This is a genomic window from Empedobacter sedimenti (genome assembly GCF_030005555.1).
Classification (GTDB): domain Bacteria; phylum Bacteroidota; class Bacteroidia; order Flavobacteriales; family Weeksellaceae; genus Empedobacter; species Empedobacter sedimenti.
Genome location: NZ_JASCQG010000012.1, coordinates 1 through 25,666, shown reverse-complemented (window position 1 = coordinate 25,666; position 25,666 = coordinate 1). Strand labels below are relative to the sequence as shown.

23 protein-coding genes are annotated in these 25,666 nt (G+C 32.4%); 13 read left to right on the top strand and 10 right to left on the bottom strand.

Annotated elements, in window-relative coordinates; genetic code table 11:
* Nucleotides 1-32 precede the first annotated feature (32 nt).
* The 5 genes from lnt (at nt 33) to ftsY (ending at nt 3,447) form a co-directional block, all read left to right on the top strand.
* Nucleotides 33-1,694, top strand: a complete 1,662-nt coding sequence (gene lnt, locus QHG34_RS11800) for an apolipoprotein N-acyltransferase (protein ID WP_282630413.1) — start codon at nt 33-35, stop codon at nt 1,692-1,694.
* Between the two features lie 77 nt (nt 1,695-1,771).
* Nucleotides 1,772-2,008: a 50S ribosomal protein L28 gene (rpmB, locus tag QHG34_RS11795; protein ID WP_282630412.1), complete on the top strand. Its 237-nt coding sequence runs from the start codon at nt 1,772-1,774 to the stop codon at nt 2,006-2,008.
* 11 nt (nt 2,009-2,019) lie between these two features.
* The gene (gene rpmG, locus QHG34_RS11790; RefSeq protein ID WP_084018523.1) at nt 2,020-2,202 is read left to right on the top strand and encodes a 50S ribosomal protein L33; all 183 of its coding nucleotides are present in this window, start codon (nt 2,020-2,022) and stop codon (nt 2,200-2,202) included.
* A 14-nt stretch (nt 2,203-2,216) separates the two neighbouring features.
* Nucleotides 2,217-2,366, top strand: a complete 150-nt coding sequence (locus QHG34_RS11785) for a DUF4295 domain-containing protein (protein WP_135835248.1) — start codon at nt 2,217-2,219, stop codon at nt 2,364-2,366.
* Between the two features lie 118 nt (nt 2,367-2,484).
* On the top strand, nt 2,485-3,447 hold the full coding sequence (ftsY, locus tag QHG34_RS11780) for a signal recognition particle-docking protein FtsY (protein WP_282630411.1): 963 nt from the start codon (nt 2,485-2,487) through the stop codon (nt 3,445-3,447).
* 54 nt (nt 3,448-3,501) lie between these two features.
* Here the strand turns inward: ftsY and QHG34_RS11775 are convergent, their stop codons facing one another.
* Complete coding sequence (locus QHG34_RS11775; RefSeq protein WP_282630410.1) at nt 3,502-3,978, bottom strand: hypothetical protein; 477 nt, start codon at nt 3,976-3,978, stop codon at nt 3,502-3,504.
* A gap of 14 nt (nt 3,979-3,992) precedes the next feature.
* Nucleotides 3,993-4,424, bottom strand: coding sequence for a hypothetical protein (locus QHG34_RS11770; protein ID WP_282630409.1), 432 nt, complete (start codon nt 4,422-4,424; stop codon nt 3,993-3,995).
* Between the two features lie 113 nt (nt 4,425-4,537).
* Here QHG34_RS11770 and QHG34_RS11765 point away from each other — a divergent pair, with 113 nt between their 5' ends.
* A complete protein-coding gene (locus QHG34_RS11765) occupies nt 4,538-6,628 on the top strand; it encodes a TonB-dependent receptor domain-containing protein (RefSeq protein WP_282630408.1) in 2,091 nt (696 codons plus the stop codon).
* 44 nt (nt 6,629-6,672) lie between these two features.
* Here the strand turns inward: QHG34_RS11765 and QHG34_RS11760 are convergent, their stop codons facing one another.
* Nucleotides 6,673-7,734, bottom strand: coding sequence for an acyl-CoA reductase (locus QHG34_RS11760; RefSeq protein WP_282630407.1), 1,062 nt, complete (start codon nt 7,732-7,734; stop codon nt 6,673-6,675).
* 62 nt (nt 7,735-7,796) lie between these two features.
* Here QHG34_RS11760 and QHG34_RS11755 point away from each other — a divergent pair, with 62 nt between their 5' ends.
* Nucleotides 7,797-8,147 (top strand): 4Fe-4S dicluster domain-containing protein, encoded by a 351-nt coding sequence (locus QHG34_RS11755; RefSeq protein ID WP_282630406.1) that lies wholly within the window; start codon nt 7,797-7,799, stop codon nt 8,145-8,147.
* A gap of 54 nt (nt 8,148-8,201) precedes the next feature.
* Here QHG34_RS11755 and QHG34_RS11750 read toward each other — a convergent pair whose 3' ends face one another.
* The 5 genes from QHG34_RS11750 to QHG34_RS11730 form a co-directional block, all read right to left on the bottom strand.
* Nucleotides 8,202-10,829 (bottom strand): T9SS type B sorting domain-containing protein, encoded by a 2,628-nt coding sequence (locus QHG34_RS11750; protein ID WP_282630405.1) that lies wholly within the window; start codon nt 10,827-10,829, stop codon nt 8,202-8,204.
* Nucleotides 10,830-10,936: 107 nt separating this feature from the next.
* Nucleotides 10,937-12,607 (bottom strand): gliding motility-associated ABC transporter substrate-binding protein GldG, encoded by a 1,671-nt coding sequence (gldG, locus tag QHG34_RS11745; protein ID WP_282630404.1) that lies wholly within the window; start codon nt 12,605-12,607, stop codon nt 10,937-10,939.
* Nucleotides 12,608-12,611: 4 nt separating this feature from the next.
* On the bottom strand, nt 12,612-13,340 hold the full coding sequence (locus tag QHG34_RS11740; RefSeq protein ID WP_282630403.1) for an ABC transporter permease subunit: 729 nt from the start codon (nt 13,338-13,340) through the stop codon (nt 12,612-12,614).
* Between the two features lies 1 nt (nt 13,341).
* The gene (locus QHG34_RS11735) at nt 13,342-13,887 is read right to left on the bottom strand and encodes a CopD family protein (RefSeq protein ID WP_282630402.1); all 546 of its coding nucleotides are present in this window, start codon (nt 13,885-13,887) and stop codon (nt 13,342-13,344) included.
* A gap of 30 nt (nt 13,888-13,917) precedes the next feature.
* Nucleotides 13,918-14,769: an SAM hydrolase/SAM-dependent halogenase family protein gene (locus QHG34_RS11730; protein ID WP_282630401.1), complete on the bottom strand. Its 852-nt coding sequence runs from the start codon at nt 14,767-14,769 to the stop codon at nt 13,918-13,920.
* Nucleotides 14,770-14,843: 74 nt separating this feature from the next.
* Between QHG34_RS11730 and QHG34_RS11725 the strand changes: the two genes are divergently transcribed.
* Nucleotides 14,844-15,818, top strand: a complete 975-nt coding sequence (locus QHG34_RS11725; RefSeq protein ID WP_282630400.1) for a PhoH family protein — start codon at nt 14,844-14,846, stop codon at nt 15,816-15,818.
* A 67-nt stretch (nt 15,819-15,885) separates the two neighbouring features.
* On the opposite strand, the gene QHG34_RS11720 is transcribed toward QHG34_RS11725, so the two are convergent.
* Nucleotides 15,886-16,059 (bottom strand): hypothetical protein, encoded by a 174-nt coding sequence (locus tag QHG34_RS11720; RefSeq protein ID WP_282630399.1) that lies wholly within the window; start codon nt 16,057-16,059, stop codon nt 15,886-15,888.
* Between the two features lie 237 nt (nt 16,060-16,296).
* Between QHG34_RS11720 and QHG34_RS11715 the strand changes: the two genes are divergently transcribed.
* Nucleotides 16,297-19,209 (top strand): VIT domain-containing protein, encoded by a 2,913-nt coding sequence (locus QHG34_RS11715; RefSeq protein ID WP_282630398.1) that lies wholly within the window; start codon nt 16,297-16,299, stop codon nt 19,207-19,209.
* Between the two features lie 51 nt (nt 19,210-19,260).
* On the opposite strand, the gene QHG34_RS11710 is transcribed toward QHG34_RS11715, so the two are convergent.
* Nucleotides 19,261-20,787, bottom strand: a complete 1,527-nt coding sequence (locus tag QHG34_RS11710; protein ID WP_282630397.1) for a YifB family Mg chelatase-like AAA ATPase — start codon at nt 20,785-20,787, stop codon at nt 19,261-19,263.
* A gap of 107 nt (nt 20,788-20,894) precedes the next feature.
* Between QHG34_RS11710 and QHG34_RS11705 the strand changes: the two genes are divergently transcribed.
* From QHG34_RS11705 to QHG34_RS11690, 4 genes are all read left to right on the top strand, one after another.
* Nucleotides 20,895-21,368: a cytidine deaminase gene (locus tag QHG34_RS11705; RefSeq protein WP_282630396.1), complete on the top strand. Its 474-nt coding sequence runs from the start codon at nt 20,895-20,897 to the stop codon at nt 21,366-21,368.
* A gap of 56 nt (nt 21,369-21,424) precedes the next feature.
* The gene (gene pdhA / locus QHG34_RS11700) at nt 21,425-22,429 is read left to right on the top strand and encodes a pyruvate dehydrogenase (acetyl-transferring) E1 component subunit alpha (protein ID WP_282630395.1); all 1,005 of its coding nucleotides are present in this window, start codon (nt 21,425-21,427) and stop codon (nt 22,427-22,429) included.
* A 5-nt stretch (nt 22,430-22,434) separates the two neighbouring features.
* Entirely contained in the window at nt 22,435-24,039 is a 1,605-nt protein-coding gene (locus QHG34_RS11695) for a pyruvate dehydrogenase complex dihydrolipoamide acetyltransferase (RefSeq protein ID WP_282630394.1), read from the top strand.
* A 92-nt stretch (nt 24,040-24,131) separates the two neighbouring features.
* A complete protein-coding gene (locus QHG34_RS11690; RefSeq protein WP_282630392.1) occupies nt 24,132-25,073 on the top strand; it encodes a YihY/virulence factor BrkB family protein in 942 nt (313 codons plus the stop codon).
* Nucleotides 25,074-25,666: the final 593 nt, after the last annotated feature.

The window sequence follows — 25,666 nt, the reverse complement described above, 5'->3', positions numbered from 1 at the left end:
ATTATTGAATGATGATAGCATAAATTTGTCACATGAAAAAATACATTGCATACGCAATAGCTTCAGGATTATTGTTAACAGCAGGTTGGCCGTCGTACGGTTTTCCTTTGTTATTATTTATAGGGTTTGTTCCGCTTATGTTAGCCGAGCATCAAATAACGCAACGTGCAGAATATAAAAAGAAAGGACGCAAGATTTTTGGACTTTCCTATTTAACATTCTTTATTTGGAATGCAATTGTAATTTGGTGGTTGCATTATGCCAAAGAAACCGATGCAAACGGAGATTTACAAAACTCGTGGATGGCTTATTTCATTCCCGTTGTGGCTAATGCATTGTTTATGTCGATTGTTTTTCAGTTGTTTCATTTCGTTAAGACAAAAGCAGGAAATTTATATGGACTTGTTTTTCTGCCTGCAATTTGGATGAGTTTTGATAAACTTACACTTAATTGGGAGTTTACTTGGCCTTGGTTTAACTTAGGAAATGGTTTTGCGAAATTCTACGAATGGGTACAATGGTATGAATACACAGGAACTTTTGGAGGAACATTGTGGATATGGTTAGTCAATATTGTCGTTTTCTATTATTTAACGGCTTACATCAATAAGAAAGAAAACAAATATTTAAACAAATTAGGAATCTATGCAGGATTGTTAATTGCCGTTCCAATTGGTATTTCTTATATTATTTATGCAAACTACGAAGAAAAAGGAAAAGCACTTGATGTGTTAGTTCTTCAGCCCGATCTAGATCCATATAATGAAAAGTATATGAAAGACGGTTTGCAGATTTATGATGAGTTGAAACAATTGGCTTTGAAAAATATTCAACCAAAAACACAATTTGTTGTAGCTCCAGAAACTGCAGTTCCGGGTTCGTCCGCTTTAATTTTTGATCATTTGTACGATGATTTGATTGTTCAAGACATTCAACAATGGACAAAATCGAAGAAAGATTTACATTTTGTAACAGGAGCATCTGTAATGAGAATTTATCCGATGCAATCTTTAGCGAGTGAAACGGCCTCTGTTATGAAAGACGGAATTACGTGGTACGACGCTTATAACTCGGCTTTACAGTTAAGTGGAAACGATTCTATTCAGATCTATCATAAGAGTAAATTAGTACCTGGAGTAGAAATTTTTCCATATCGTAACTATTTAATACCAATTATTGGAGAATTTATGCTTAACTTTGGCGGCACAACAAAAACGTTGGGGATTCAACCTCATCGTTCTGTTTTCAAAAATAAAACAAACACTGCTGCTGTTGCTCCGGTTATATGTTACGAATCTATTTACGGAGAGTATACAACAGAATATGTGAGAGAAGGTGCAAATGTTTTATTCACAATGACCAACGATTCTTGGTGGGGCTCTACCGATGGTCATCGTCAATTACTATTATATGGTAATTTGAGAGCTATTGAAAATAGACGCGCTATCGTAAGATCTGCAAATTCAGGTATTTCGGCTTTCGTTAATCAGCGAGGAGATATAATGAAGTCTTTACCATATGGAGAGCAGGGTGCCTTAAATGGTACAGTCTTAATGAACAGCGAGTTAACGTTTTACACAAAGTATGGTGATGTTTTGGCGCGTATAGCATTAATGGTAATGGGAATTATTATGGCTTATACACTCGCTCAGAAGTTACTATACAAGCAAGTTAAGAAAAAAAGTATAAAATAATAACCTTAAACTGTTGTATAAGTAATATATAATTTGTTACTTTGCACTCCGTTTAAAATAAGACAATAGAAAATAAGATGTCAAAAGTTTGTCAAATTACAGGTAAGAAGAGATTAGTGGGAAACAATGTTTCTCATGCTAATAATAAAACAAAACGCACTTTTGAAGTGAATTTGTTTACTAAGAAATTTTTTATGCCAGAAGCTGGTGAGTGGATTACACTAAGAGTTTCTGCACACGGTTTAAAAACTATCAACAAATTAGGAGTTGATGAGGCTGTTAGACGTGGACGTAAAGAAGGTTTAATCAAATAATTTAATTCACCATGGCAAAAAAAGGAAATAGAGTACAAGTTATTTTAGAATGTACTGAGCACAAAGAGAGTGGTATGCCAGGAATGTCTCGCTACATCACTACAAAAAACAAAAAAAATACTCCAGATCGTATTGAGTTGAAAAAATTCAACCCAGTATTGAAAAAGTATACAGTTCACAAGGAGATCAAATAATAAAATTTTAGACGATGGCAAAAAAGACAGTAGCAACCCTACAAACAGGGTCTAAAAAAATGACCAAAGTAATCAAAATGGTAAAGTCTCCTAAATCTGGAGCTTACGTATTTGTTGAAAAAGTAGTTAACGCTGACGAAGCTGATTCTTTCTTCGCGAAATAATCTGTTAGCATAGCTAAAAAAATATTTAAGGTTAATTGAGCTGCCTCTTTGGGCGGCTTTTTTATTTCCTTGAGTTTATGTATCTTCGTACAAAATTTTTAAGATAAATTAACTTTTAATGAGTTGGTTCAAGAAAATATTAGGAAAAGAAAGCAAAGAAAAATTAGATGAAGGTTTAGAGAAATCTAAAACATCTTTGTTTGATAAAATCAGTCGTGCTGTTGTAGGAAAATCTAAAGTAGACGATGAGGTTTTAGATGATTTAGAAGAAGTGTTAATTTCATCTGATGTTGGTGTTGAAACAACAATTAAAATTATTCGTAGAATAGAAGAACGTGTTGAGCGTGATAAATATGTTTCGACTTCTGAGTTAGATTTAATTCTTCGTGAAGAAATTGCTGCTTTACTTTCAGAAAATAATATAGAAGATACAAATGGTTTTGCCATTCCAAAGAAAGATGTACCATACGTAATTATGGTAGTTGGAGTAAATGGAGTTGGAAAAACAACTACAATAGGGAAGTTAGCTTCTCAGTTCAAATCGCAAGGCTTAAAAGTTGTTCTTGGAGCAGCTGATACGTTTCGTGCTGCGGCAGTTGATCAATTAGTGATTTGGTCAGAAAGAGCTGGTGTGCCAATTGTGAAACAAGCAATGGGTTCTGATCCTGCTTCGGTTGCATTTGATACCATTCAGTCAGCAGTTGCACAAAATGCAGATGTTGTGTTAATTGATACTGCAGGACGTTTGCACAATAAGGTTAATTTGATGAACGAGTTGACAAAAATAAAACGCGTGATGCAAAAGGTAATTCCAGATGCTCCACATGAAGTTTTATTAGTGTTAGATGGTTCTACTGGTCAAAATGCTTTTGAACAAGCCAAACAATTTACACAAGCAACAGAAGTTTCTTCTTTAGCTGTGACCAAATTAGACGGAACAGCGAAAGGTGGAGTTGTAATCGGAATTTCGGATCAATTTCAGATTCCCGTAAAATACATTGGTGTTGGTGAAGGAATCAATGATTTACAAGCTTTCAATAAAATGGAGTTTGTCGATTCTTTCTTTAAACGAAATAATTAAGAGAATTTAATTTCTATAAAAACTAAATCCTTCAAGTTCTACTTGAAGGATTTTTTATCTATAAAAATCTTTTTCTTTGAGATTTAGTTTTGCTAAAATTAATGTTATAACTGCATATAATTTGTTAGATTGAGAATCTGATGTTTCTAAAACAATCGTATTATTATCTTCATAACTAGCATTTATACTTAGCTTAGTAGTGTATCCATCAAGAGAAATTGTTTTTCGATCTTTAATAAAATCTGAAAAATTTAAATCAAGAATTTTATCTTCAATTTCTGAAAAATCATTCTTACTAAGAAGGATTTCCTTTTCTTGATTTTTCCCTTTCAACATACTTTTAGTGTAAAGCACAATTACTTTATCTGTGTTTTTTGGATGAAACATAGAAGTTGTATTCGTAAAATCAATTTTAACTCCACTTGGTATGATATGACTTGCATAATTTTCAATAGTCATTGATGTAATTCTATCCTGTCCAAAAGAATAAATAGAAAATAGGAACAGAAAATAAAGAAATTTATATTTCATGATATTAATTTTAACTAATATTCAACTTTTAGATATTCCTTAAAAAACTTTTTATTTGTATTTTTTTGCTTAGAAAGTGTCTTGATAAATTCATTCAAATATTCACGATAGGGCGAATTTTTAGCTAAAGCATCATGACCATTTGATGTTAGGATTTGAACTGTCCCAAACATTTCTTCTTCATTCTCTATACTCGAGGTAATAATTGTAAAAACCTCGGGAGATTCATTAATAACAGCTCTATTTGTCCAGACTAACAAAGCCTTATTGTCTTCTGTGTAGATTACTTTGTTCCATTTTCCAAACCAATCGTACATCATTTTTTTTGCAACCAAAGGAGTTTGGAAACTTTCTATACGATATTCAGTTGGCGATTGATTCGCTTCTTGCGCAAAAAGGACATTGAAACTTAAAAATAGAGCGATAAAAGGAATTATTTTTTTCAAATCAAAAATATTGTTCCGTGTAAAGTTATCAAAAATAATTGCATATAATGTGTAACATCTTGGTTATTCGTACGTCATTATTGTAACACGAATACTTAATTGTAGAATTAACCATGAAGAAAATAATTATCCTTGCCGCATCTTTGGTCGGTATTTTATCCTTTGCACAAGAAGAAAAAACAGATTCTTTAGATTATAATCCAATCGAAATTAAAGAAGTTTTGGTAGTTGCGCAACGTAAAAAAATGTTTGCTGACAAAGCTGTTTATACATTTGATAAAGAAGCGTTAGAAAAAGCTCGTTATGCGAAAGATTTATTAAATACCTTACCAGAATTAATAGTTGATCCAATTTCTAATTCAATTCAAAGTACAAAAGGAGGAACAACACTACTGTTGATAAATGGAATTGAAGCAACAGATATGCAGATTCGTGCTGTGAAACCAAAAGACGTGGTACGAGTTGAGTATTTTGATATTCCGCCAGCTCGTTATGCAAATCGTGCGGATCAGGTGGTGAATTTGATTACGCGAAATCCCGAGAATGGTTATGTTTATGGTGCAGATCTTACAGGAGCATTGACTACAGGTTTTATTAACGGCTCAGCTTATGCAAATATCACAAAAGGGAAAAATAATTTTGGATTAGAGTATAATATTTATTTAAGAGATTATAAAGATAGAACTTCGATGAATATTTATGATTATAATCTAAATAATGTTCATTACCGTACAGAAAATCAACGCAACGAATATTTTGGTTACACTGATCAATCAATTTTATTAAGATATACCAATTCAGATTCGGATAGATATGCTTTTCAAGCCAAATTTGATATGAATATTAATTCAGGGTTTGTTTATGCAAACGGAACAAGTTTGTTTTACCAAAATAATTTATTAACTGATCATTCAACATATAAACATTCAAATTCTAACTATTCTAAACCAACTTTAGATCTTTATTATTCGAGAAAATTAGGAACAAAAGACGAATTAAGTCTAAATTTTGTAGGATCAATGTATACGACGAAATCTATGGACGAAACGCGTGAATGGGTGACAGCTTCAGGAGATGAGCAGTACAATTATTTGACAAATTTAGAAGCTGATCAAAAAGGAATTGTTGGAGAAATTGCGCATACGCATAGTTTTGAGAAAGGAAAATTAAATTCGGGTTACCGAATTTCGAATAATTCGATAGATAATAATTTAGTTAATTTGAATGGACCATCAAGTAATAAAGTAAATTATTTAGAACAATATGTCTATTCTGAATATTCTGGAAAAGCGAAAAAGTTATCGTATCGTTTGGGTGTTGGTTTGACGAATGTTCACAACAAAAACGAAGATACAAAAACAGATACGTGGACTTTTACCCCGAAACTAGTATTGGGTTATGAATTGGCAAAGAATCAGAATCTACGATTTACAAGTTCTTACAAACCGACTAGTCCGTGGAATTCTGCTTTGAGTAAAAACGTAATGCAAGTTGTAGAGAATATTACACAAGAAGGAAATCCGTATTTATCGATTCAGAAATCGTTTGGGAATAATTTGATTTATTCGTTCAATTCAAAGTATTTTGATTTAAATACAAACGCGTTTTATCATTATACAAAAGATCCTATCAATCAATTGTACTTACAGAATATAGTGAATGGAAAAATAGAAGGGTATAAACTAACGTACGAGAATGCTCAAAATTCGCAACGTTACGGCGTTCAGATTACAGGTTCTATCAAGCCTTTTGGAACAGATATTTTAACGTTAAAAGTAAATGTGGCTCCGGCAACAGAGCGCTTCAAAACAAAAGATGGAAGAATTTTGAAGAATGATTATATCGGAAATTATTTCTTGATTTCGTCTGTTTACAAAAACTTTAATATCAATTATCAATTTAATATTCCGTATTATACATTGGGTGGCGCTTTGTTGTATACGCAAGAAAATATGAGTCACGCTTTTGCGAGTTATAAACACAACAATTGGACGTTTACAACAGGAATGTATTGGGTTGGAATGCCGTCAACTTACAAGCAAAAAACAATGGATAAACAATATGTAGATTATTCGCGCGTAGGAAAAATTTGGGACAACAAATCAATGTTTGTACTTGGATTAAGCTTTGATTTTGCAACGGGTAAGAAAACAAATATTAATCGTAAATTAGAAAATCAAACTGCAGGAGCAGCAACGTTTTAAACATAAAAAAAAACCTTCACAAATTTGTGAAGGTTTTTTTAGTTTTACAACTCCGCCAAAAATTTCAGCGTATCAATATTATCAGCGTAATCAGTTAATTTCGGGAATTGAGTTTGTCCAAATTCAACATTGTTCGGATTATCTTTCATATCGTTTCCAACCACGCATTGTATTTGATTTTCATTTTCGATCAAATAATTTTTTACATCATTTACATCTTCATAAACTTCAAAGTTTACAACTGCAATTGGAGAATGTAAAGCGGTGTCTTTTTTCATTAGAACAAAATTGTTATCTAAAAACTCATCTTTTCCTAACAAAAATATTGCACGATTGTAATCGTAATTATTTGCATATTTTGGATGATTAATTACATCGCCCCAAGGAAAAATAGCTTCGAAAATTTTAGGTAATTGTGCCTCATTTTTTACATAAAGCTTTGTCACATTTCGGCAACCTAATCCAAAGTAAATAAATAAATCATCACCCAGTTTTTTCAACTCTTCTTCAGTTTCCGAACCATTCAATACAGCAACCGAAGTTCTATTTTTACGAATAATGTTAGGAACTTTACCAAAATATTGCTCAAAATAACGAGCGGTGTTGTTACTTCCTGTTGCAATAACGGCATCAAAATTTTCTAATCGTTCAATTGTTTGAATAATCGTTTTGAATTCTTCATCAATAGAATACAAATATTTTATAGCTAGTCTGATTAATTTATCATCTTTTGACGATGTTTTAATTAACGCATTATTTCCAGAAATAACAACAGAAAGTAAATCATGAAAACCAACCAAAGGTAAATTTCCAGCCATGATGATTCCGACATTTTTTGGTTTTTTAGCAAAAGGATAATCTTTTGTCCAAGCGAATAAATTATCCGTCGTTAAAGCTTCAGACCAGCTTTTTAAAGCTAACGTAATATTCTCTTTTGTAAACCAATTGTTGTATGCTTCTGCATCGCTAATTGCGTAAGTAGCTTCTTCTTTCCAATTCTCAAATTTATGTTTCAAGTCTACATCCGAAATAGAATCGTTATTTAAAATAAAATTAAAAAACTGTCCTAATTCGTTAAATGCTGAAATCCTTTGTTCAAATGTCATTTTTTCTGAAAATTAAATGTAATTTTGTGGTTACAAATGTAGGAAATAAAAAAACAGATACAATGGCTATAATTATTACAGATGAATGTATAAATTGTGGAGCATGTGAGCCAGAATGTCCAAACAACGCGATTTATGAAGCGGCTGTTGATTGGAAATATTCTGAAGGAACTTCTCTTTCAGGGACTATTGTAAACGTAGATGGTGTTACTTTTGATGCTGATGCGGTACAAGATCCTGTGAGTGATGAGGTTTATTACATTGTTCCTGATAAATGTACTGAATGTAAAGGTTTCCACGAAGAACCACAATGTGCGGCAGTTTGCCCAGTGGATTGTTGTGTGCCTGATGATAACCACGTAGAAAGCGAGGAACGTCTTTTGAGTAAAAAAGCGTTTATGCACTTAGAGTAAAAATCGTCACAACTTTACATATAAAAACCTCTCAAATTTTGAGAGGTTTTTTTGTTATTTATTTTTGAGTAATACCCATCCTTGTAGTTTATTTTTTGTTTCAGAATTTTGTTCATTCCACTCCAAAAAATACCAATATGTATTGGTTGGTAAAACCATTCCGTTAGCTTGTTTACCTTTCCAAATAAAATTATTTTCTCCATTGTCTTTAAAAACAGTTTTGCCAAAGCGATCTACTATTAGGATAGAGGCGTTTTGTTTAAATTTAAGAAAAGAAAAATCTAGTTCATCATTTTTTCCGTCATTATTAGGAGAGATTAAATTATAAAAACTTGGGATTTCAAAAATGACACTTTTTTGACAACCTTCTGCTGTTTTAATTTCAATTGTATGACGACCAACAGCTACATCAGGAAAGAGATTTGTTGTTTGCCACGTTCCTTCATTAATTCTGTATTCGTAAGGTTTTTGACCATTTACAACATTTACTGTAACATCTTTTTTTGAAACATTTACAGATACTTTGACTTGTTCGCACGGATCTGGTGGAAGTAATGTAGTAAATGTAGTAGATACACAAGATACTGCTGGACCAACTGCATTGATCGCAATTATTTTGACAAAATACGTTGTGTTGTGAGTTAAAGTAGAAAGAGTGAACGAATCAACGTTTCCTACATTTCTATCTAAAATATCATTTCCATCTTGGGCTGTACCTATAATTAATTGATAAGAAGTTGCATTAGAGATTTTATTCCATTTTATTGTCGGTGTTAATGATACTCCTTGCTCTCCGTTTGCAGGTATAATAGCTGTTGTACAAGTTGGAATTGTAGGAATATCCATTGTTTTGAATTTAAAAACAGGACAGGTTTCACGTTTTACACCGATAAGCGTATTTTCTGGATGGATCTGCACATGATAAAAGGTATTAGGTTTTAAGTCGGTTGTGTAATTATTAAAGTTTGTATTATTTATAGTAGTAGCGAGAACAGGTAGATTGATTGTTGGATCTGCAAAACCTTGTTCTTGAACTATTAATTGATATTGATTTGCATTATTAATATTATTCCAAGAAATATTAGGACGCAATGCTACATTTTCTTCATTATCGTAAGGCGTTATGATAGAAGGGCAATCTGGGAAAAGAAAATTTGAATCAAAGGTTAATTCGTAAGCTCCTAAATCTAACGAATTTCCATAGTTTCTATTTCTTTTGTCCAAATCAAATGATCCTGTTGTAGCCCTACCTGTAATATTGCTAAACAATTCTTCTTTTCCTGCATTAAATGCAGGGCTAAGAACTTGCATCATTGAATTATTATTGGTAATTTTTAAAGTGAAATTATTATTATTGTCAACAAACAAAGGATCTGCAACAATATTGTGATTCGCTGTAGAGTACTCTTCAACAATATTATATTGGATATCGTTTATTGCAGATTGATTATTTTGAATTTCTGAAGAAAGATCTTTCTTTAAACTCCCCGCATTTCCACGATTAAGATAAAAAATACTATTATAAATGGTGTTTCTAGAATTTGTAGCATAAACAATGGCTGAATTTGTGTTATTTACAAAAGTTGCATTCGTTATCAAAAGTTGTTTTTTATTGTAAATACCACCTGCATAATTAGTTGCTACATTTCGATTGAACAAAGAACTTTGAATTCTGTAATCATTATTACTTTCGTTGTAAATAGCACCACCAATCTGAGCTTTATTTTCTTCAAAATGAATTCTACTTAAATCATTTTTTGAGTTTGGTGTACTGTAAATGGCTCCTCCATTTTTTCTGCTTTCATTATTTTTAAAATAAACAGCCGTTAAACTTAGATTACTATTGTCATTGTAAATAGCCCCTCCATTTTCTAAACTTATATTATTCTCAAAATTGTAGACGTATCCTGTATTTGTATTATTACCAACAATTTGCTCCATTTTTACATCAGCAAGGTCTTTTAGATATAAAGCAGCTCCTTTTGATGACGAATAATTATCTTTGAAAGTAGTGTTATTAATTTTTACTGTTCCTGTATTAGTGATATACAAAGCACTTCCATTATTCGGAGAATTAATTGTAGCTCTATTGTTATGAAATTGAGTGAAATCAGTTTCAAAACTTTGTATATTGTCAATATAAACTGCACTGGTATTTGATAGATTATTGTTGTTAAAAACAATGTGCTCAAATTTTAATTTTAGATTAGGGGAATTGATAAAGGAGATCAAAGAACCATTTTCTGTTGGAGATGTTGGATTAGCATTTCTCGAAGTGAAATTTTTTAATGTTACGTCTAAATTATTTTCAAACTTAAATAGCTTTGTTGCATTTTGACCATCAATAACCGATGTTGTTTCATCACCACTTCTTTCTAACCAACCACCTGTTTCTGGATCAATTTCATATATATAACCACCTGTTATTTCAACTTTAAAAAAACCGCGAAAATCGATAGCATTTGTAGCCAAATAATTTCCTTGGTATAATTTTATCAAAATATTAGAATTTCTATTTGTTATAGAATTTACTTGATTAACCATGCTAGCATAAGACATGGCGTTGTCCCAGTTTGCTCCAGAAGCATTTCCAGTAGCGGTTTCTCTTACATGAATTTGACCAAATATAAGAGCAGGAAGTGTTAGGAATAAGGTTAAAATAAATTTATATAGATTATTCATTAAGTTTTAATTCAAATAGTGTGAATTAAAAATAGTTAAATCTTTTTATTTAAAACAAAAAAAGCTCAAGTATTTACTTGAGCTAAAAATAGATATGAATATAAATTTTATTTAGAATATTTTTTCTTCCTAATAAAGTAACCAATTCCGGCTAATAAACTAATCATTGCAACAGGAACAAGTAGATTAATCATTTGCCAAGTTGACTTTTCTTGGATAACAGTGGTTTCATTCAATAAAGGAATTTCTAATTTACGATTGCGTAAAGCCAAGAAATCTGCATCGCCTAACAAATAATCCATTGCATTCATTATAAATGTTTGGTTGGCGTAAGTTTTCGGTTTTCCATCCGGATTATCTGGGCGAACAGAAAATTTATTTTCTCCTAATTGCATTGGAATTCCTCTCCACAATGCATTCTTTAGAACATCTCCATCCGAAATAACGATCATTTTTCCATCGGTAGTTTTCGGTTTGAAATTAGGAAATTCTTTACGTTCGTAACGCGAAGCATAAGCCGAATTGAAATTACCTTCTAACAAAACTGCCATCGGAATTTTTCCCATTTTATATTCTTCAGGATTTTCGATTTCAACTTCGTTTAATTGAATATAATTTAAAGCAGGTTTCATTGAGCTTTGTTCAGAAGAACTCAATAAAACAGTTTGCTTGATATTTGGATTTTTTAGTAATTCGATTGGATTTGCAAATTGAAATAAAACTGGATCGATTGAACTTGTAATTGGGTTTTCTTCACCTTTAATTCCTAATTCAAAATAAGGCCAATTGTAATAATTGTAACTTGTATTTCCTGCTGTTTCGCCATCTGCCAAAACAATTTGCGCACCGTTCATATCTTTGATAACAGCCGGATGAATACGAACACCATAATTGAATAAGAAATCATTTAATTTCAAATCTCTTGGAAAGGCAACGATTTTACCACTTCGGAAAATAGAATCCATTTCAGCATCCACAGTTTCCACAGCCATCATCATTTTTCCGCCATTCATGATATATTGATCCAAAACCAATTTATCCATATCAGAAAAAGGTAATGTAGGTTTTGCGACAATTAAGGCATCAAAACGTTTCAAACTATCCAAATCCGCAGGTTGTAAAGTAAACGATTTGTTTGCAATTGGATTAAGGTAGATCTCAACATCATATTTTTCTGACAAAGCAGAACCTAATCCTTGAATATTTGCTTCTGGTAATTCGTCATGATGAACGATAAAACCAACTCGTTTGCGCTCAAAATTGGTTGCTTTCTGAATTTTTTCGGCAAATAAATATTCTAATTTTTCTGTTGAAGCCAACGCTAACTTTTCGAATGGAGTAGAAGGATCATTGACCAAAAGCTCCATATAAGTGGATTTGTCGCCGTAAGTTAATTTTGCGTACGGATAAACATTCAAAATTCCTTTGTCGGTTTTAATCGGAACTGGAGCCAATTTATTTTGCTCTAATTCGGCTTGTCCTAAATCGACAGGATCAACAAAAGAATAAGAAATATTGCTGTTTTTTTCGCGAAGTTCGTCTAATAAAAACTGAATTTCGTTCTTCAAAATTCTGTAATCGCCTGTTAAATCTCCACCCAAAAGAATTTCAATTTTAAGCGGTTGTTTTACATTTTCTACTAACTTTTCGGTTGTAGAAGTTAAGGTAAAACGTTTGTCTTTCGTCATGTCAATTCGAATGTAAACAAATTGAGCGATGATAAAAAGCGCGATAAATGCGATGAAAGTAATTAGATGTTTTTTGTTTAATTTTTTCATGGCACTATTTTTTATTTTCAAGATTAACAATTGAAATTTGATTCAGAATTCCAATCAAAATCAAAAAGTAAAGTAAATCTCGTGTGTCAATAATTCCTTTCAAAAACTGGTTGTAATGTGTAAAACTTCCAATTTTTTGAACATAGAAATCCATCGAACCAAGTAAATTGTACGACGCTAAACTTTCGAATCCATAAAAAATAATGAAGCAAAAGAAAACTGCCAAAACATAAGCCATTACTTGATTTTTGGTAATAGATGAGGTAAATAAACCAATTGCAGCGAATAAACTTCCTAAAAAGAAAAGTCCTAAATAACCAGAAAAAATTGTTCCGTAATCTAACTCTTGTTCAGATACCAAGAACTCTTGTAATGTAATTGTGAACAAGAAAGTTGAAAGTAGACAAAAAATGACAACTGAAACGACTGCTAAATATTTGCCCCAAATAATTTGGTTATTTTTTATAGGTAGTGTGAATAACCACAATAATGTGCCATTTGCTTGCTCTTCCGCAATTAATTTCATGGTTAATGCAGGAATCATGAATAGAAAAATCCAAGGTCCAATAAAGAAAAAGCTACTTAAAGATGCATTTCCTGTATTGAAAACATTGAATTCGTTATCAAAAAACCAAAGGAATAAAACCGAAACAATAACAAATGTTGCGGTTGCCAGATAAGCTGTGAAGCCTAAATAGAAATTGGAAAACTCTTTTTTGAAGATTGTCCACATGTTATTTTTTATTATTACGATTAATTAAACGCACAATAAGCATAAGTATTACACCAGAACCAAAGAAACTTATGATTGACCAATACCAATATTCACCAAACATAGCTTTCTGTATCACAGCAAATACAATAGAAAAAAGTAGAATTGTTGCCAATTCGTTCATCATTCGGAGTTGAACAGAAGTGTATTTGAAAACTTTGTTCTGTATTTGTTTCAATGTTCGCCAACACCAATAATGATAAATCAATAGAACACTCACCATACCAAGTTTACTCTTCATCCAAGGCATTTCTAATAATGCTTGATTTTTGTAAAGCATGTTTAGTCCCATTGTAACTAAAATGATCAAAGCAGGGACGGTAATTACATTCCAGAGTTTTTTCTCCATGAAAGTGTATTGATCCTGTAGAATAGTCTTTTTAGGCTCGTCCATTTGTTGTGTTTCGGTATGATAAATCATCAAACGAACAATGTAAAATAATCCAGCAAAGTAACTAACTACAAAAATTACGTGTATTGCTTTGTATATTAGATAATTATAAGTCATATAGTTTATTAAAAATCTCTCAATTAAATTTTATTCAACGTTATTTTCAAATTCAATTGTAATTGTATCACCTTTTTTAAGTCCCATTAACTGATTTGCTCCACCAGAAATTGAAGGATTACTTTTGTATAAAGTAACTTCTAAAAAATCAGCCGAATTAAACAAACAAAGCGTACGACCAAAAGCTTGCACTTCTTTACTGAAATCTTGTACAACTTCGTTGTAATGGTTGTATATGATTGTAATATCTGTCATCGAAAAATCTTTCTGACGAAGTAAAATTTTATATTTTCGATCTTGAACGAGTTCTTCAAAAAAGTCTCTTGAAATATTAGTTACCACATTTCCAAAATGATCAATATAAACCACATTTCCTATGATAAATTTATCATCACGGTAAATAGGTTTTAGCTCATTTAGTTGTTTCATTTCTGTGCGCTTATTTCCTAAAAGAGATTGTACACCACCACGCGCCAAATGGCAAGCAACAGGTACAAAACAATTTTTCATCGGAAATAAACTATCTATTCCTTCCGGATAAGCTGTGATTTCGTAAATTTCTTCAGGTTCATTTTTTTGACAGATTAAAGATAAAATTCCATTATCTGCACAAATAAAATAATGTCCGTTGATTAAGGCACAAATTGGTTTTTGCAAAGGAGTACTTAATGCATTAACACCAATAATATGGATAGTTCCTTCAGGAAACTCTTCGTAAGAATTTCGAATAATATAAGCCGCTTCAGATAAATCGTAAGGATTAACAAAGTGTGAAATATCTACAATTGTAACATCAGCCAATTCCTTTAGAATTGCGCCTTTAACGCTGGATACAAAATAATCTTTTGTACCAAAATCCGATGTTAATGTAATAATTGCCATTATTCTGTAATAATTGCAAATATATTGTTTATTATTCTTTATTTTTGTTTAAGTGAACTAAAAAACTACCCCATTTGACAGAAATTAATATCGAATTAGCTGAAATTAACGCCCAAGATTTCTACGGCGCTAATAACGAACATCTAAAACGCATTAAAGAGTATTATCCCAAATTGAAAATTATTGCTCGAGGTAGAGATCTTACAGTATTTGGAAATGAGGATGTTCTGAAAGTTTTTGACCAGAAAATTCAGAAAATTATTCAACACATTCACAAATACAACCGACTTTCTGATCGCGAACTCGAAATCATTATGACCGAAGACAATAACGAAATGCTTCAAATGAAAAAAGAAGATTCAATTATTGTGCATGGTGTTAATGGAAAAATTATCAAGCCACAAACACCAGGACAATCAAGTTTGGTGCAAAAGGTGTATGATAAAGATATGGTTTTCGCTATAGGACCTGCTGGTACTGGAAAAACGTATACAGCTGTTGCATTGGCTGTACAAGCGTTAAAAAACAAAGAAGTTCGTCGTATTATTATGACGCGCCCAGCTGTTGAAGCAGGAGAGAATCTAGGTTTTTTACCAGGAGATATGAAGGATAAACTAGATCCATATTTACAACCATTATATGATGCGTTGAAAGATATGATTCCGTTCGAAAAGCTTTCTGCTTACACAGAAAAAGGAGTGATTGAAGTTGCACCTTTAGCTTTTATGCGTGGTAGAACTTTAGATGATGCATTTGTTATTTTGGATGAAGCGCAGAATACAACGTATGCTCAGATGAAAATGTTTTTGACACGTATGGGTAAAAACTCTAAGTTTATTATTACTGGAGATCCAGATCAGGTTGATTTACCACCAAAACAAAAATCGGGTTTACGTGAAGCAATTACAATATTAAGAGATGTAAAAGATATTGGTTTTATCTTTTTAGATGATAAAGATGTTGTTCGACACAAAATTGTTCGAGAAGTATTGAAAGCTTATAAGAAGAGTGAAGATAAAGAAAGAGAGAAAATAGATATTAAGAAATAAATTAAAAAGCCAATTGTTTGTAAAAACAATTGGCTTTTTAATTTAACATTTATGGCAGAATATTAATTTAATTTTTTATTGCTTTAGGTTTTAAGATAAAACCAAGTATATTAAAGGCTAAACCTATAGGAAGTATCATTCCTGCAATCAAGCTCATTCTATTAGAATCAGAAAATTCTAAGACTAATAAAATTGAAGTTAATATTAAAGCTAATCCTGTTATATATAATATGTTTTTCATTTTATTATAAATTGTAATTCAGTCAAATATAATTATTTTTTTTTATTTCTTTTAAAAACTTGTTTCTAAAATCAAGTTCAAAATGATGATTTTATTAATGCGAATTGAGTAAATGTCATTCCGACGAAAGGAGGAATCTAAAATAAACCTATAACTCACAACTCAACACTTAAAACTTTTTCATAATCAAACCAACCTTTTTGTAAATTGTTGCATCTTACCTATAAATCAAACTATATGAAAAAGTATTTTCCACTTCTAGTCTTTTTTGTAGCCTTTTTATGGACTACAAAAATAGTAGCGCAAGATATTCGTATCGGAATTCCGAGAATAGAAATAGGTTCTCGTCCTGACGAAAAATCTGTAACGCTACAAGAAATGTCGACACAAGTCGAAATTTTTGGAAATTTAGCCAAAACAACAACGACTTTAGTTTTTAGTAATTCATCATCTCGTAATCTTGAAGGGAATTTAGTGTTTCCTATGCCCGAAAATACGACGGTTAGCGGTTATGCGATAGATATTAATGGAAAAATGCGCAATGCAGTTCCTGTAGCGAAGGCGCGTGCTGTGGAGGTTTTTGAAAGTATTCAGAAACAAAATATCGATCCTGGAATTATCGAAAAAGTCGAAGGAAATAATTTCCGTACGCGAATTTCACCTATTCCTGCAAATGGTTTGCGCACTATTCAGTTGTCGTATTATCAAGTTTTAAAGTATGATAAATCGGCATATCAATATCATTTACCTTTAGATTCGTCAAAGAAAATTGCGAAATTTAGCTTAACAACTAAGGTTTATAACTCAACGGAAAAACCGCAACTAACAGAGTCGCCAGATGGAACGTTTAATTTCTCAGAAAATAGCAATGTTTTTGAAGCAAGTATGTCTAAAACAGATTTTGCTCCAACTAAATCATTGACGATTAATTTGCCAAAAGCAACGAATAAAATTGAGTCTTTTATTCAGAAAAATTTAGATGGATCAGTTTATTTCTACGCAAACTCTGTGATTGATGATAAACCGATTGCTAAAGTTTGGTCAAAAAATATTGGAATCATTTGGGATAATTCATTGAGTGGTTTGAAACGTGATCATAAAAAAGAGATTGAATTTCTTGGTAAAATAATAGAAAAACAACAAAATCTAAATATTGAAGTTGCTTTGTTGAATATTAACTTGGAGAAAGGAAGGTCTTTTCAAATCAAAAATGGTGATTGGTCTGAGTTGAAAAAGTATTTAGAAACGATGATCTATGATGGTGGAACAAATTATTCTAAAATTATCTCGACTACATTAAAATCAGATGAATATTTATTGTTTTCGGATGGAATTTCTTCTTTTGGATCAAATCGATTTGAATTTCAGCAACCAATTTATGCAGTTTCATCTTCAGCTACTTCAAATTTTGGAGTTTTGAAAATGATTTCTCAGCGCAATGGTGGTAAATTCATTAATCTAAACGATACTTCTGTTGATAAAGCTTTTGAACAAATTAATCAAAGCTCCTTACAATTTATGGGAATTATCAATAATACAGCTGGAGAAGTTTATCCGATAAGTTACGATGCAAATCAGGATTTTTCGATTGCTGGAATTTCGCAATATCCAAATGCAAAATTGACAATGATGTTTGGAAGAAACGGAAAAGTTGAGTTTAATAAAGAGTTGGATTTAGGTAAAGCTGCGCAAACTTTTGAAATTAGTAAAGTTTGGGCGCAAAATAAAGTGAATTATTTAGAGTTAAATCCAGAGCAAAATAAAACAGAAATAGAAGAAATTGGGAAACAATTTTCGATTGTAACGTCGAACACAAGTTTAATTGTCTTGGAAAATGTTTCGGATTATGTAAAATATAAAATCAATCCACCAGCGGAATTGCAATCAGAATTCAATAAATTATCTAAACAAGGTTTTGAACAAAAAGAGCGCCGACAAGCTGATTTATTGAAAAATGCAATTGCGAAAGCAAAAGAATTGAGAGAGTGGTGGAAGAAAGATTTTAAATATGTAAAACCAAAATATCCAAAACCTGTTTCGGATACTGTTCCAGTTCCAGTTGCGTTAGAAGGAAGAGCGCAAGGTATTGCAATTGAAGAAAGAGAAGTTTCAGCAGATATACAAGCTGTTTCTGTTACAGCATACGGAGCAAGAAGAGAAAGTAGAGCGAATAGTAGTGCAAATATGCTTGTTGCAGATAAAAAAATGAAGGAAGAATCATCAGTTTCGGTTCCAGAAATTAAAATGGTCGATATTAAATCAGACAAAGAATACATGAAGTTGATAGAAGCGTCTAAAAATCCATATCAAACTTATTTGGATTTGAGAAAAGATTATGCCGAAACACCAGCATTTTATTTTGATGTAGCAACATTTTTCTTTCAGAAAAAAGATAAAATAACAGGTTTAAGAATTTTAAGTTCTATTGCAGATTTAGGTTTAGAAGATGCTGAATTGTATAAAATGTTAGCGTACAAATTGAAAGAAATTGAGGAATATCAAACCGAATTATTTATCACGAAAAAAGTCTTGGATTGGCGACCTTTTGATGCACAAAGTTACCGAGATTATGCGTTGGCGTTACAAGATAACGAACAATATCAATCTGCTTTAGATCATTTATACAAAGTATTGACAAACGATTATTCGATAGAAATTGCAACACGAGATCGCGATATTACGGAGATTATTGTGCCTGAAATTAACAATTTAGTTTCGCTACATCGCAAAGAATTGAATTTATCAAAAATTAATAAAGACATTATTGCGGATATTCCAGTTGATATTCGTGTGGTGATGAATTGGAACAAAGATATGACGGATATTGATTTGTGGGTGACGGATCCAAATGGAGAGAAATGTTTCTATGGACATCGTACAACTGCGATTGGAGGAAGAATGAGCGAAGATGTAACGCAAGGTTTCGGACCAGAACAATTTATGTTGAAAAAAGCGATTAAAGGAAAATATAAAATAGAAACGAATTTTTATGGAGAAAGACAAATGAGTATTTCGGGACCAACAACTATTTCGGTAGAGATTTACTTGATGTATAGCTCAGGAAAACAAGTAAAGAAAATGATTACATTCCAAAATAATAAGCCAAATTCTGGAGGAGAAGGAATTTTGGTTGGTGAATTTGAATTTTAGTAAATGAAAAAGGAATCTTGAAAGAGATTCCTTTTTTTGCATAACGCATAATCACATCCACTGATTTCTATCCAAACTTCTGTACTGAATCGCTTCGCTAATATGCTTCGAAAGAATAGTTTCAGAATTATCTAAATCAGCAATTGTTCGTCCAACCCTAATAATTCGGTCATACGCTCGTGCCGAAAGATTTAATTTTTCCATAACAACTTTGATTAAATTCTTCGAATGATCATCTAAATCACAAAAAGCATCCAATTCTTTTGGTCCCATTTGAGAGTTATAATGAACTTTTGTATTTTCAAATCGTTTGGTCTGAATATTTCGGGCATTAATCACACGTTCACGAATCACAGCACTTTTTTCGCCACGACGTTCTTGCGATAAATCATCAAACGGAACAGGATTCACTTCGATATGCAAATCAATTCGGTCCAAAAGTGGTCCAGAAATTTTGTTCATATAACGTTGCATTTCCGCTAAAGAAGATGTGTTGTTTGGATCATCCATAAAATAACCGCTCGGACTTGGATTCATAGAAGCGACCAACATAAAACTCGCAGGATAATTCACTGTGAATTTTGCCCTCGAAATTGTAACTTCTCGATCTTCCAAAGGTTGACGCATTACTTCTAAAACCGTTCGTTTAAATTCAGGTAATTCATCCAAAAATAAAACACCATTATGTGCCAAAGAAATTTCGCCAGGTTGTGGATAAGAACCGCCGCCGACTAAGGCCACGTCAGAAATAGAATGATGCGGACTAGAATAAGGACGACTTACAATGAGTGATTTGTTAGATAATTTTCCAGCAACGCTATGAATTTTTGTTGTTTCGAGCGCTTCTTGAATAGTCATTTTCGGAAGGATAGAAGCAATTCGTTTGGCTAACATTGTTTTTCCGCTTCCAGGAGGACCAATCAAAATAATGTTATGTCCGCCTGCTGCTGCGATTTCCATCGCACGTTTTACATTTTCTTGACCTTTTACATCAGCAAAATCGAAAGGATAATTATTCATTTCACTAAAAAAATAATCATCTAAATTGACTTGATGAGGTTGCAAAATAATTTCTCCGTTAAAATAATCAACAACTTCTCTGATATTATCAACCGCAAAAACATTGACTCCTTCTACAACAGCCGCTTCATCTGCATTTTGTTTAGGTAAAATAATTCCTTCAAAACCTTCTTCTTTGGCTTGTATTGTTATGGGTAAAGCACCTTTTATTGGACGAAGAGAGCCATCAAGCGATAATTCGCCCATCATTATATATTTGTTCAGTTGTTCAGAATTTACTTGTTCCGAAGCGGCTAAAATTCCAATTGCGATGGGCAAATCGTAAGCAGAACCTTCTTTTTGTAAATCGGCTGGCGCCATGTTAATCGTGATTTTTTTGCCAGGTAGCTTGAGATTCGAATTTTTTAAGGCTGCGTTTATCCTAAAATTACTTTCTTTTATCGCGCTATCGGGCAAACCCACCAAATGATAGCCGACACCTTGATCAATATTAACTTCTACAATAATGGTTTGTGCAGAAACTCCGAAAATAGCACTTGCAAAAATTTTTACCAACATAAAATGTTTTTTTATAAATTTACTTCCTTTTTCTATTGAATAAAATAGCTGAAAGGACTTAAGTATTTAATAATTAATTAAATAATACACTTCGGTGTTAATTCTATATGAAAAAAGAAAAATACTCTTTTGAATTTGATCGATTCGAAAGCAAATCTGAGCTTGCAGCGGATCAAAAAAAAGTAGTTGATCAAGCTTATGAAATTTCATTAAACGCTTACGCTCCATACTCTCAATTTCATGTTGGTGCATCAGTTCAGTTAGAGAACGGTGAAATTTATTCAAGTTCTAATCAAGAGAACGCTTCTTATCCAGTAGGTACTTGTGCCGAAAGAGGTTTATTGGCATATGTTAATGCAAACTTCCCGAATATTAAAGTTGAAAAATTAGCTGTTTCAACTCCTAATGTTAATTACCCATTGCCTCCATGTGGAATGTGTCGTCAATATATTTTGGAAATAGAAAAGAAACAAGAGCATCCAATTGAGTTGATTTTGTCTGGTAAAGAAGGAGAAGTTTTGGTAGTAAATTCGGCTAAAGATTTGCTTCCTTTACATTTTACAGATGAATTTTTAGGGTAGCAATTTTGTACACTAAATAGATTAGTTTAAATTTGTTCCAACGGAATTGTGCAATTATGGAAAAATTAACGCAAGAAACGTACCTACAATGGTATCGTGATATGACTTTTTGGCGTCGCTTCGAAGACAAGTGTCGTTCATTATATTTAAAACAAAAAATTAGAGGTTTCTTACATTTATACAATGGTCAAGAGGCTTTACCAGCTGGTTTTATTCATGCAATGAAACCTGGAGTAGATCATGTGATTACAGCTTATCGTTGTCACGTTTGGCCAATGGCGTTGGGTGTAGATCCGAAAAGTATTTTGGCTGAATTATGTGGTAAAGAAACGGGTACTTCTCATGGTTTAGGAGGATCTATGCACGTTTTCAGTAAAGAACATAAATTTTATGGTGGACACGGAATTGTTGGTGGTCAAATTCCATTAGGAGCAGGAATTGCTTTTGGTGATAAATTTTTCAACCGCGATGGTGTTACAATTTGTTTAATGGGAGATGGTGCTACTCGCCAAGGAACATTACACGAAACTTTCAACATGGCAATGAACTGGAAATTACCAGTTGTTTTTGTTTGTGAAAACAATCAATACGCAATGGGAACATCAGTTTCTCGTACAGCGAATCATGAAGATGTTTGGAAATTAGGTTTAGGATATGATATGCCTTGTATGCCAGTAGATGGTATGGATCCTGTAAAAGTTGCAGAAGCTGCTTACGAAGCTATCGAGCGTGCTCGTCGTGGAGATGGACCAACTTTCTTAGATGTGCGTACATATCGTTATAGAGGTCACTCTATGTCTGATGCAGAGCCTTATCGTACAAAAGAAGAGGTAGAAGAATACAAACAAGAAGATCCAATTTTGAGTGTAGAAAACCACATCTTAATTAATAACTGGGCAACAAAAGAACAATTAGATGCAATTGTTGATGAAGTAAAAGTTATGGTTGAAGAATGTGCAGAATTTGCAGAAAAATCAGATTATCCAAAAGAGAATGTAATGTATGATTATATCTATTCTGAAGAAAATTATCCATTCTTAGATAAAATCGAAAACAACTAAAAACCATGGCAGAAATTATTACAATGCCTCGCTTAAGCGATACAATGGAAGAAGGAACTGTTGTAAAATGGCACAAAAATGTAGGAGATAAAATTGCTGAGGGTGATATCTTAGCAGAAATCGAAACAGATAAAGCGATCCAAGAATTTGAATCAGAATTTGACGGAGTATTATTATATCAAGGTGTTGCAGAAGGTGTATCAACAAATGTTGATGAAGTTTTAGCAATCATCGGAAATGAAGGAGAAGATATTTCAGGTTTAATTGGAGGTGGAGCAAAAGCAACTACTGAAGTTAAAGAAGAAAAATCAACACCCAGCGAAACAAAAACAGAAGAAGCAAAACCTACTGCAGAAATTCCTGCAAATGTGGAAGTAATTACAATGCCTCGTCTTTCTGATACAATGGAGGAAGGAACTGTAGTTGTTTGGCACAAAAATGTTGGAGATCAAGTTGCGGAAGGTGATATTTTAGCAGAAATTGAAACAGATAAAGCGGTTCAAGAATTCGAATCAGAATTTGACGGCGTTTTATTATATCAAGGTGCAAAAGTAAACGAGCCTGCGCCAGTAGATTCTGTTTTAGCAATTATTGGTGAAGCTGGTACTGACGTTTCTGCAATTGTAGCAAACGGAGGTAAAGTTACTGCTCCAGCAGTTTCTACAGAAGTTGTTGATGACGAAAAACCAGTAGTTGTTCAGTTAGATGTAAACAATAAGGTTGAAGAAACTTCTTCTTCTGATCGTATTTTTGCATCACCGTTAGCAAAAACAATTGCAAAAGATAAAGGAATTAATTTAGCTGAGGTGAAAGGCTCTGGTGATAATGGGCGTATCGTGAAAAAAGATATTGAAAATTATCAACCATCTGCTCAACCAAAAGCGGAAGCAAAATCTGAATCAGTTAAACCTGCTCAAACTTTTGTTTCAGGAGAAGATAAAGTAATTCCAAATTCTCAAATGAGAAAAGTGATTGCAAAACGTTTGGCAGAATCTAAATTTACAGCTCCTCATTATTATTTAAATGTTGAGTTGGATATGGATAACGCAATCGAAGCGCGTAAACAATTAAACTCTGTTCCAGATACGAAGATTTCATTTAACGATATGGTTGTTAAAGCATGTGCTATGGCATTACGCAAACATCCAGCTGTAAATTCTACTTGGACAGATGCAGAAATTATTCAACATGGAGATATTAATATCGGTGTTGCAGTTGCTGTAGAAGATGGTTTATTGGTTCCTGTAGTTAAAAATACAGATCAAAAATCATTTGCTCAAATTTCTGCTGAGGTTAAAGATTATGCAGGTCGTGCAAGAGATCGTAAATTAAAAGCTGACGAAATGGATAAATCTACTTTCTCAGTTTCTAACTTAGGAATGTTTGGAATCGAATCTTTCACTTCGATTATCAATCAACCAAACTCTTGTATCTTATCAGTTGGTGCAATTATTCAAAAACCAGTTGTAAAAGACGGACAAATTGTAGTTGGTAACACAATGAAATTGTCTTTAGCTTGTGATCACAGAACTGTAGACGGAGCAACAGGTGCGCAATTCTTACAAACGTTAAGAATGTACATCGAAAATCCAGTAACAATGTTAGTCTAAATAATAGATTTAATATAATTTTCAAAAGACCATTCATCGAATGGTCTTTTTTTTGTAGTAACATTTGTATCTTTATTTTATAAATTCAATGAATGAAGTATTTTAAATTCTACTTTAATATTATTAAACAAACGATAATCGAATTTGGTGAAGACCGAATTATGAAATTAAGTGCTTCGTTAACTTATTATGCCTTGTTTTCATTGTCTCCTCTTATTCTTATTGTAATTTCTAGTGCTAGTTTATTTTTTAAGAAAGATGCAATCGAGAATAGAATGTATTATGAATTGAAAAATATCGTCGGACCAGATGTAGCTCTTGCAGTGCAAAATTTTGTGACGAATTCTACCATTTCCGGAGATAGTTCCGTTGCGCTTTATATTGGTATTGGAGTGTTGATTTTTGGTTCTACCACAATGTTTACTGATATGCAAGATAGTCTCAATCTCATTTGGCGTGTCGAAGCAGTGCCGCGAAGAGCGTGGTTAAAGTTTATTATTAATAGAGGTTTATCGTTTTTAATAATACTTGCATTAGGATTGGTTTTAATAGCGACAGTTATTTTGAATAGTATTTTGATGAGTTTTGGAGAAGAAATTTTTAGTCTTTTTAATTTAGATACTATTATAACTAAAACATCCGTCGTTCTTCTTAATAATGGATTAAGTATCACGATTTCGATAATGATATTTTATATACTTTTTAAAGTTTTACCAGATGCACGTATCAAAACGAAACCGGCTTTTGTAGGTGCTATATTTACGGCGATTCTATTTTTTTTAGCAAAGTATTTTATCGGAATTTATATTGCAAATTCTAAATACTCTACAATTTTTGGATCTGCTGGATCTTTGGTTATTCTGCTTTTGTGGATTTATTATGTTGCTACGATTATTTATTTGGGAGCGAAATTCACAAAAGTATATGCCGAAATGAAAGGTTATCCAATTATTCCGACCAAAAATGCAAAACTTCGAAAAGTATCATTTATAGATCATCTTGCAGAAAAACACGATTACGAGAATATAGATTAGTATCTTTAATTGTAATCCCTTTCACTTCGTTCAATCCCTTCCCCGAGTCGTTAACCACAAAGTATCCGCTGTTGGTTAGCTTGAAACAGCAAACCATCACCGTCTAATCATTCCTCGCAGTATAAATAATATAGTAAAAACAACTGTCCCCTCGAGGGGACTACAGGGGTGTTTTCATTTTGTCCTGCTGAACTCGTTTCAGCATCTCATTCTAAACAAAAGAAAAATTTTTTATCATTCTGAGCTTTTCGAAGAATCTTTCTTGCTCAAAAAACCAAAACTACGGATGAATTTATATACCAAAATCACCTCTCTCAGGACTAAAATCTAAAAAGATCAAAAAATATTTCCCATGTTACCAATTACTTAAGGAAATAATGTAAAATAAATGTAAAGTTGGTTTGGAAAAACGGAAAATAGGGTTGTATATTTGCAATCCCAATACGAAAGACGAGTAGTATTGAAGTTGACATAAGGACTTAAAATAATGCCAAAATTTTTCAAAATAAAATTTGCTAGTTAAAAAATAAGTTTTACCTTTGCAACCGCTTACAGAAACAGAGAAACGCAGTAAGTTTGAAACTGAGAAGTTC

Coding starts and splice junctions, on each gene's coding strand:
- gldG (WP_282630404.1), bottom strand. CDS start 12,607: ATGAAAAAATTAAACAAAAAACATCTAATTACTTTCATCGCATTTATC.
- QHG34_RS11705 (WP_282630396.1), top strand. CDS start 20,895: ATGAAAAAAGAAAAATACTCTTTTGAATTTGATCGATTCGAAAGCAAA.
- QHG34_RS11765 (WP_282630408.1), top strand. CDS start 4,538: ATGAAGAAAATAATTATCCTTGCCGCATCTTTGGTCGGTATTTTATCC.
- QHG34_RS11690 (WP_282630392.1), top strand. CDS start 24,132: ATGAAGTATTTTAAATTCTACTTTAATATTATTAAACAAACGATAATC.
- QHG34_RS11720 (WP_282630399.1), bottom strand. CDS start 16,059: ATGAAAAACATATTATATATAACAGGATTAGCTTTAATATTAACTTCA.
- QHG34_RS11755 (WP_282630406.1), top strand. CDS start 7,797: ATGGCTATAATTATTACAGATGAATGTATAAATTGTGGAGCATGTGAG.
- rpmB (WP_282630412.1), top strand. CDS start 1,772: ATGTCAAAAGTTTGTCAAATTACAGGTAAGAAGAGATTAGTGGGAAAC.
- QHG34_RS11730 (WP_282630401.1), bottom strand. CDS start 14,769: ATGGCAATTATTACATTAACATCGGATTTTGGTACAAAAGATTATTTT.
- lnt (WP_282630413.1), top strand. CDS start 33: ATGAAAAAATACATTGCATACGCAATAGCTTCAGGATTATTGTTAACA.
- QHG34_RS11740 (WP_282630403.1), bottom strand. CDS start 13,340: ATGTGGACAATCTTCAAAAAAGAGTTTTCCAATTTCTATTTAGGCTTC.
- QHG34_RS11695 (WP_282630394.1), top strand. CDS start 22,435: ATGGCAGAAATTATTACAATGCCTCGCTTAAGCGATACAATGGAAGAA.
- rpmG (WP_084018523.1), top strand. CDS start 2,020: ATGGCAAAAAAAGGAAATAGAGTACAAGTTATTTTAGAATGTACTGAG.
- pdhA (WP_282630395.1), top strand. CDS start 21,425: ATGGAAAAATTAACGCAAGAAACGTACCTACAATGGTATCGTGATATG.
- QHG34_RS11735 (WP_282630402.1), bottom strand. CDS start 13,887: ATGACTTATAATTATCTAATATACAAAGCAATACACGTAATTTTTGTA.
- QHG34_RS11750 (WP_282630405.1), bottom strand. CDS start 10,829: ATGAATAATCTATATAAATTTATTTTAACCTTATTCCTAACACTTCCT.
- QHG34_RS11775 (WP_282630410.1), bottom strand. CDS start 3,978: ATGAAATATAAATTTCTTTATTTTCTGTTCCTATTTTCTATTTATTCT.
- QHG34_RS11785 (WP_135835248.1), top strand. CDS start 2,217: ATGGCAAAAAAGACAGTAGCAACCCTACAAACAGGGTCTAAAAAAATG.
- ftsY (WP_282630411.1), top strand. CDS start 2,485: ATGAGTTGGTTCAAGAAAATATTAGGAAAAGAAAGCAAAGAAAAATTA.
- QHG34_RS11715 (WP_282630398.1), top strand. CDS start 16,297: ATGAAAAAGTATTTTCCACTTCTAGTCTTTTTTGTAGCCTTTTTATGG.
- QHG34_RS11760 (WP_282630407.1), bottom strand. CDS start 7,734: ATGACATTTGAACAAAGGATTTCAGCATTTAACGAATTAGGACAGTTT.
- QHG34_RS11710 (WP_282630397.1), bottom strand. CDS start 20,787: ATGTTGGTAAAAATTTTTGCAAGTGCTATTTTCGGAGTTTCTGCACAA.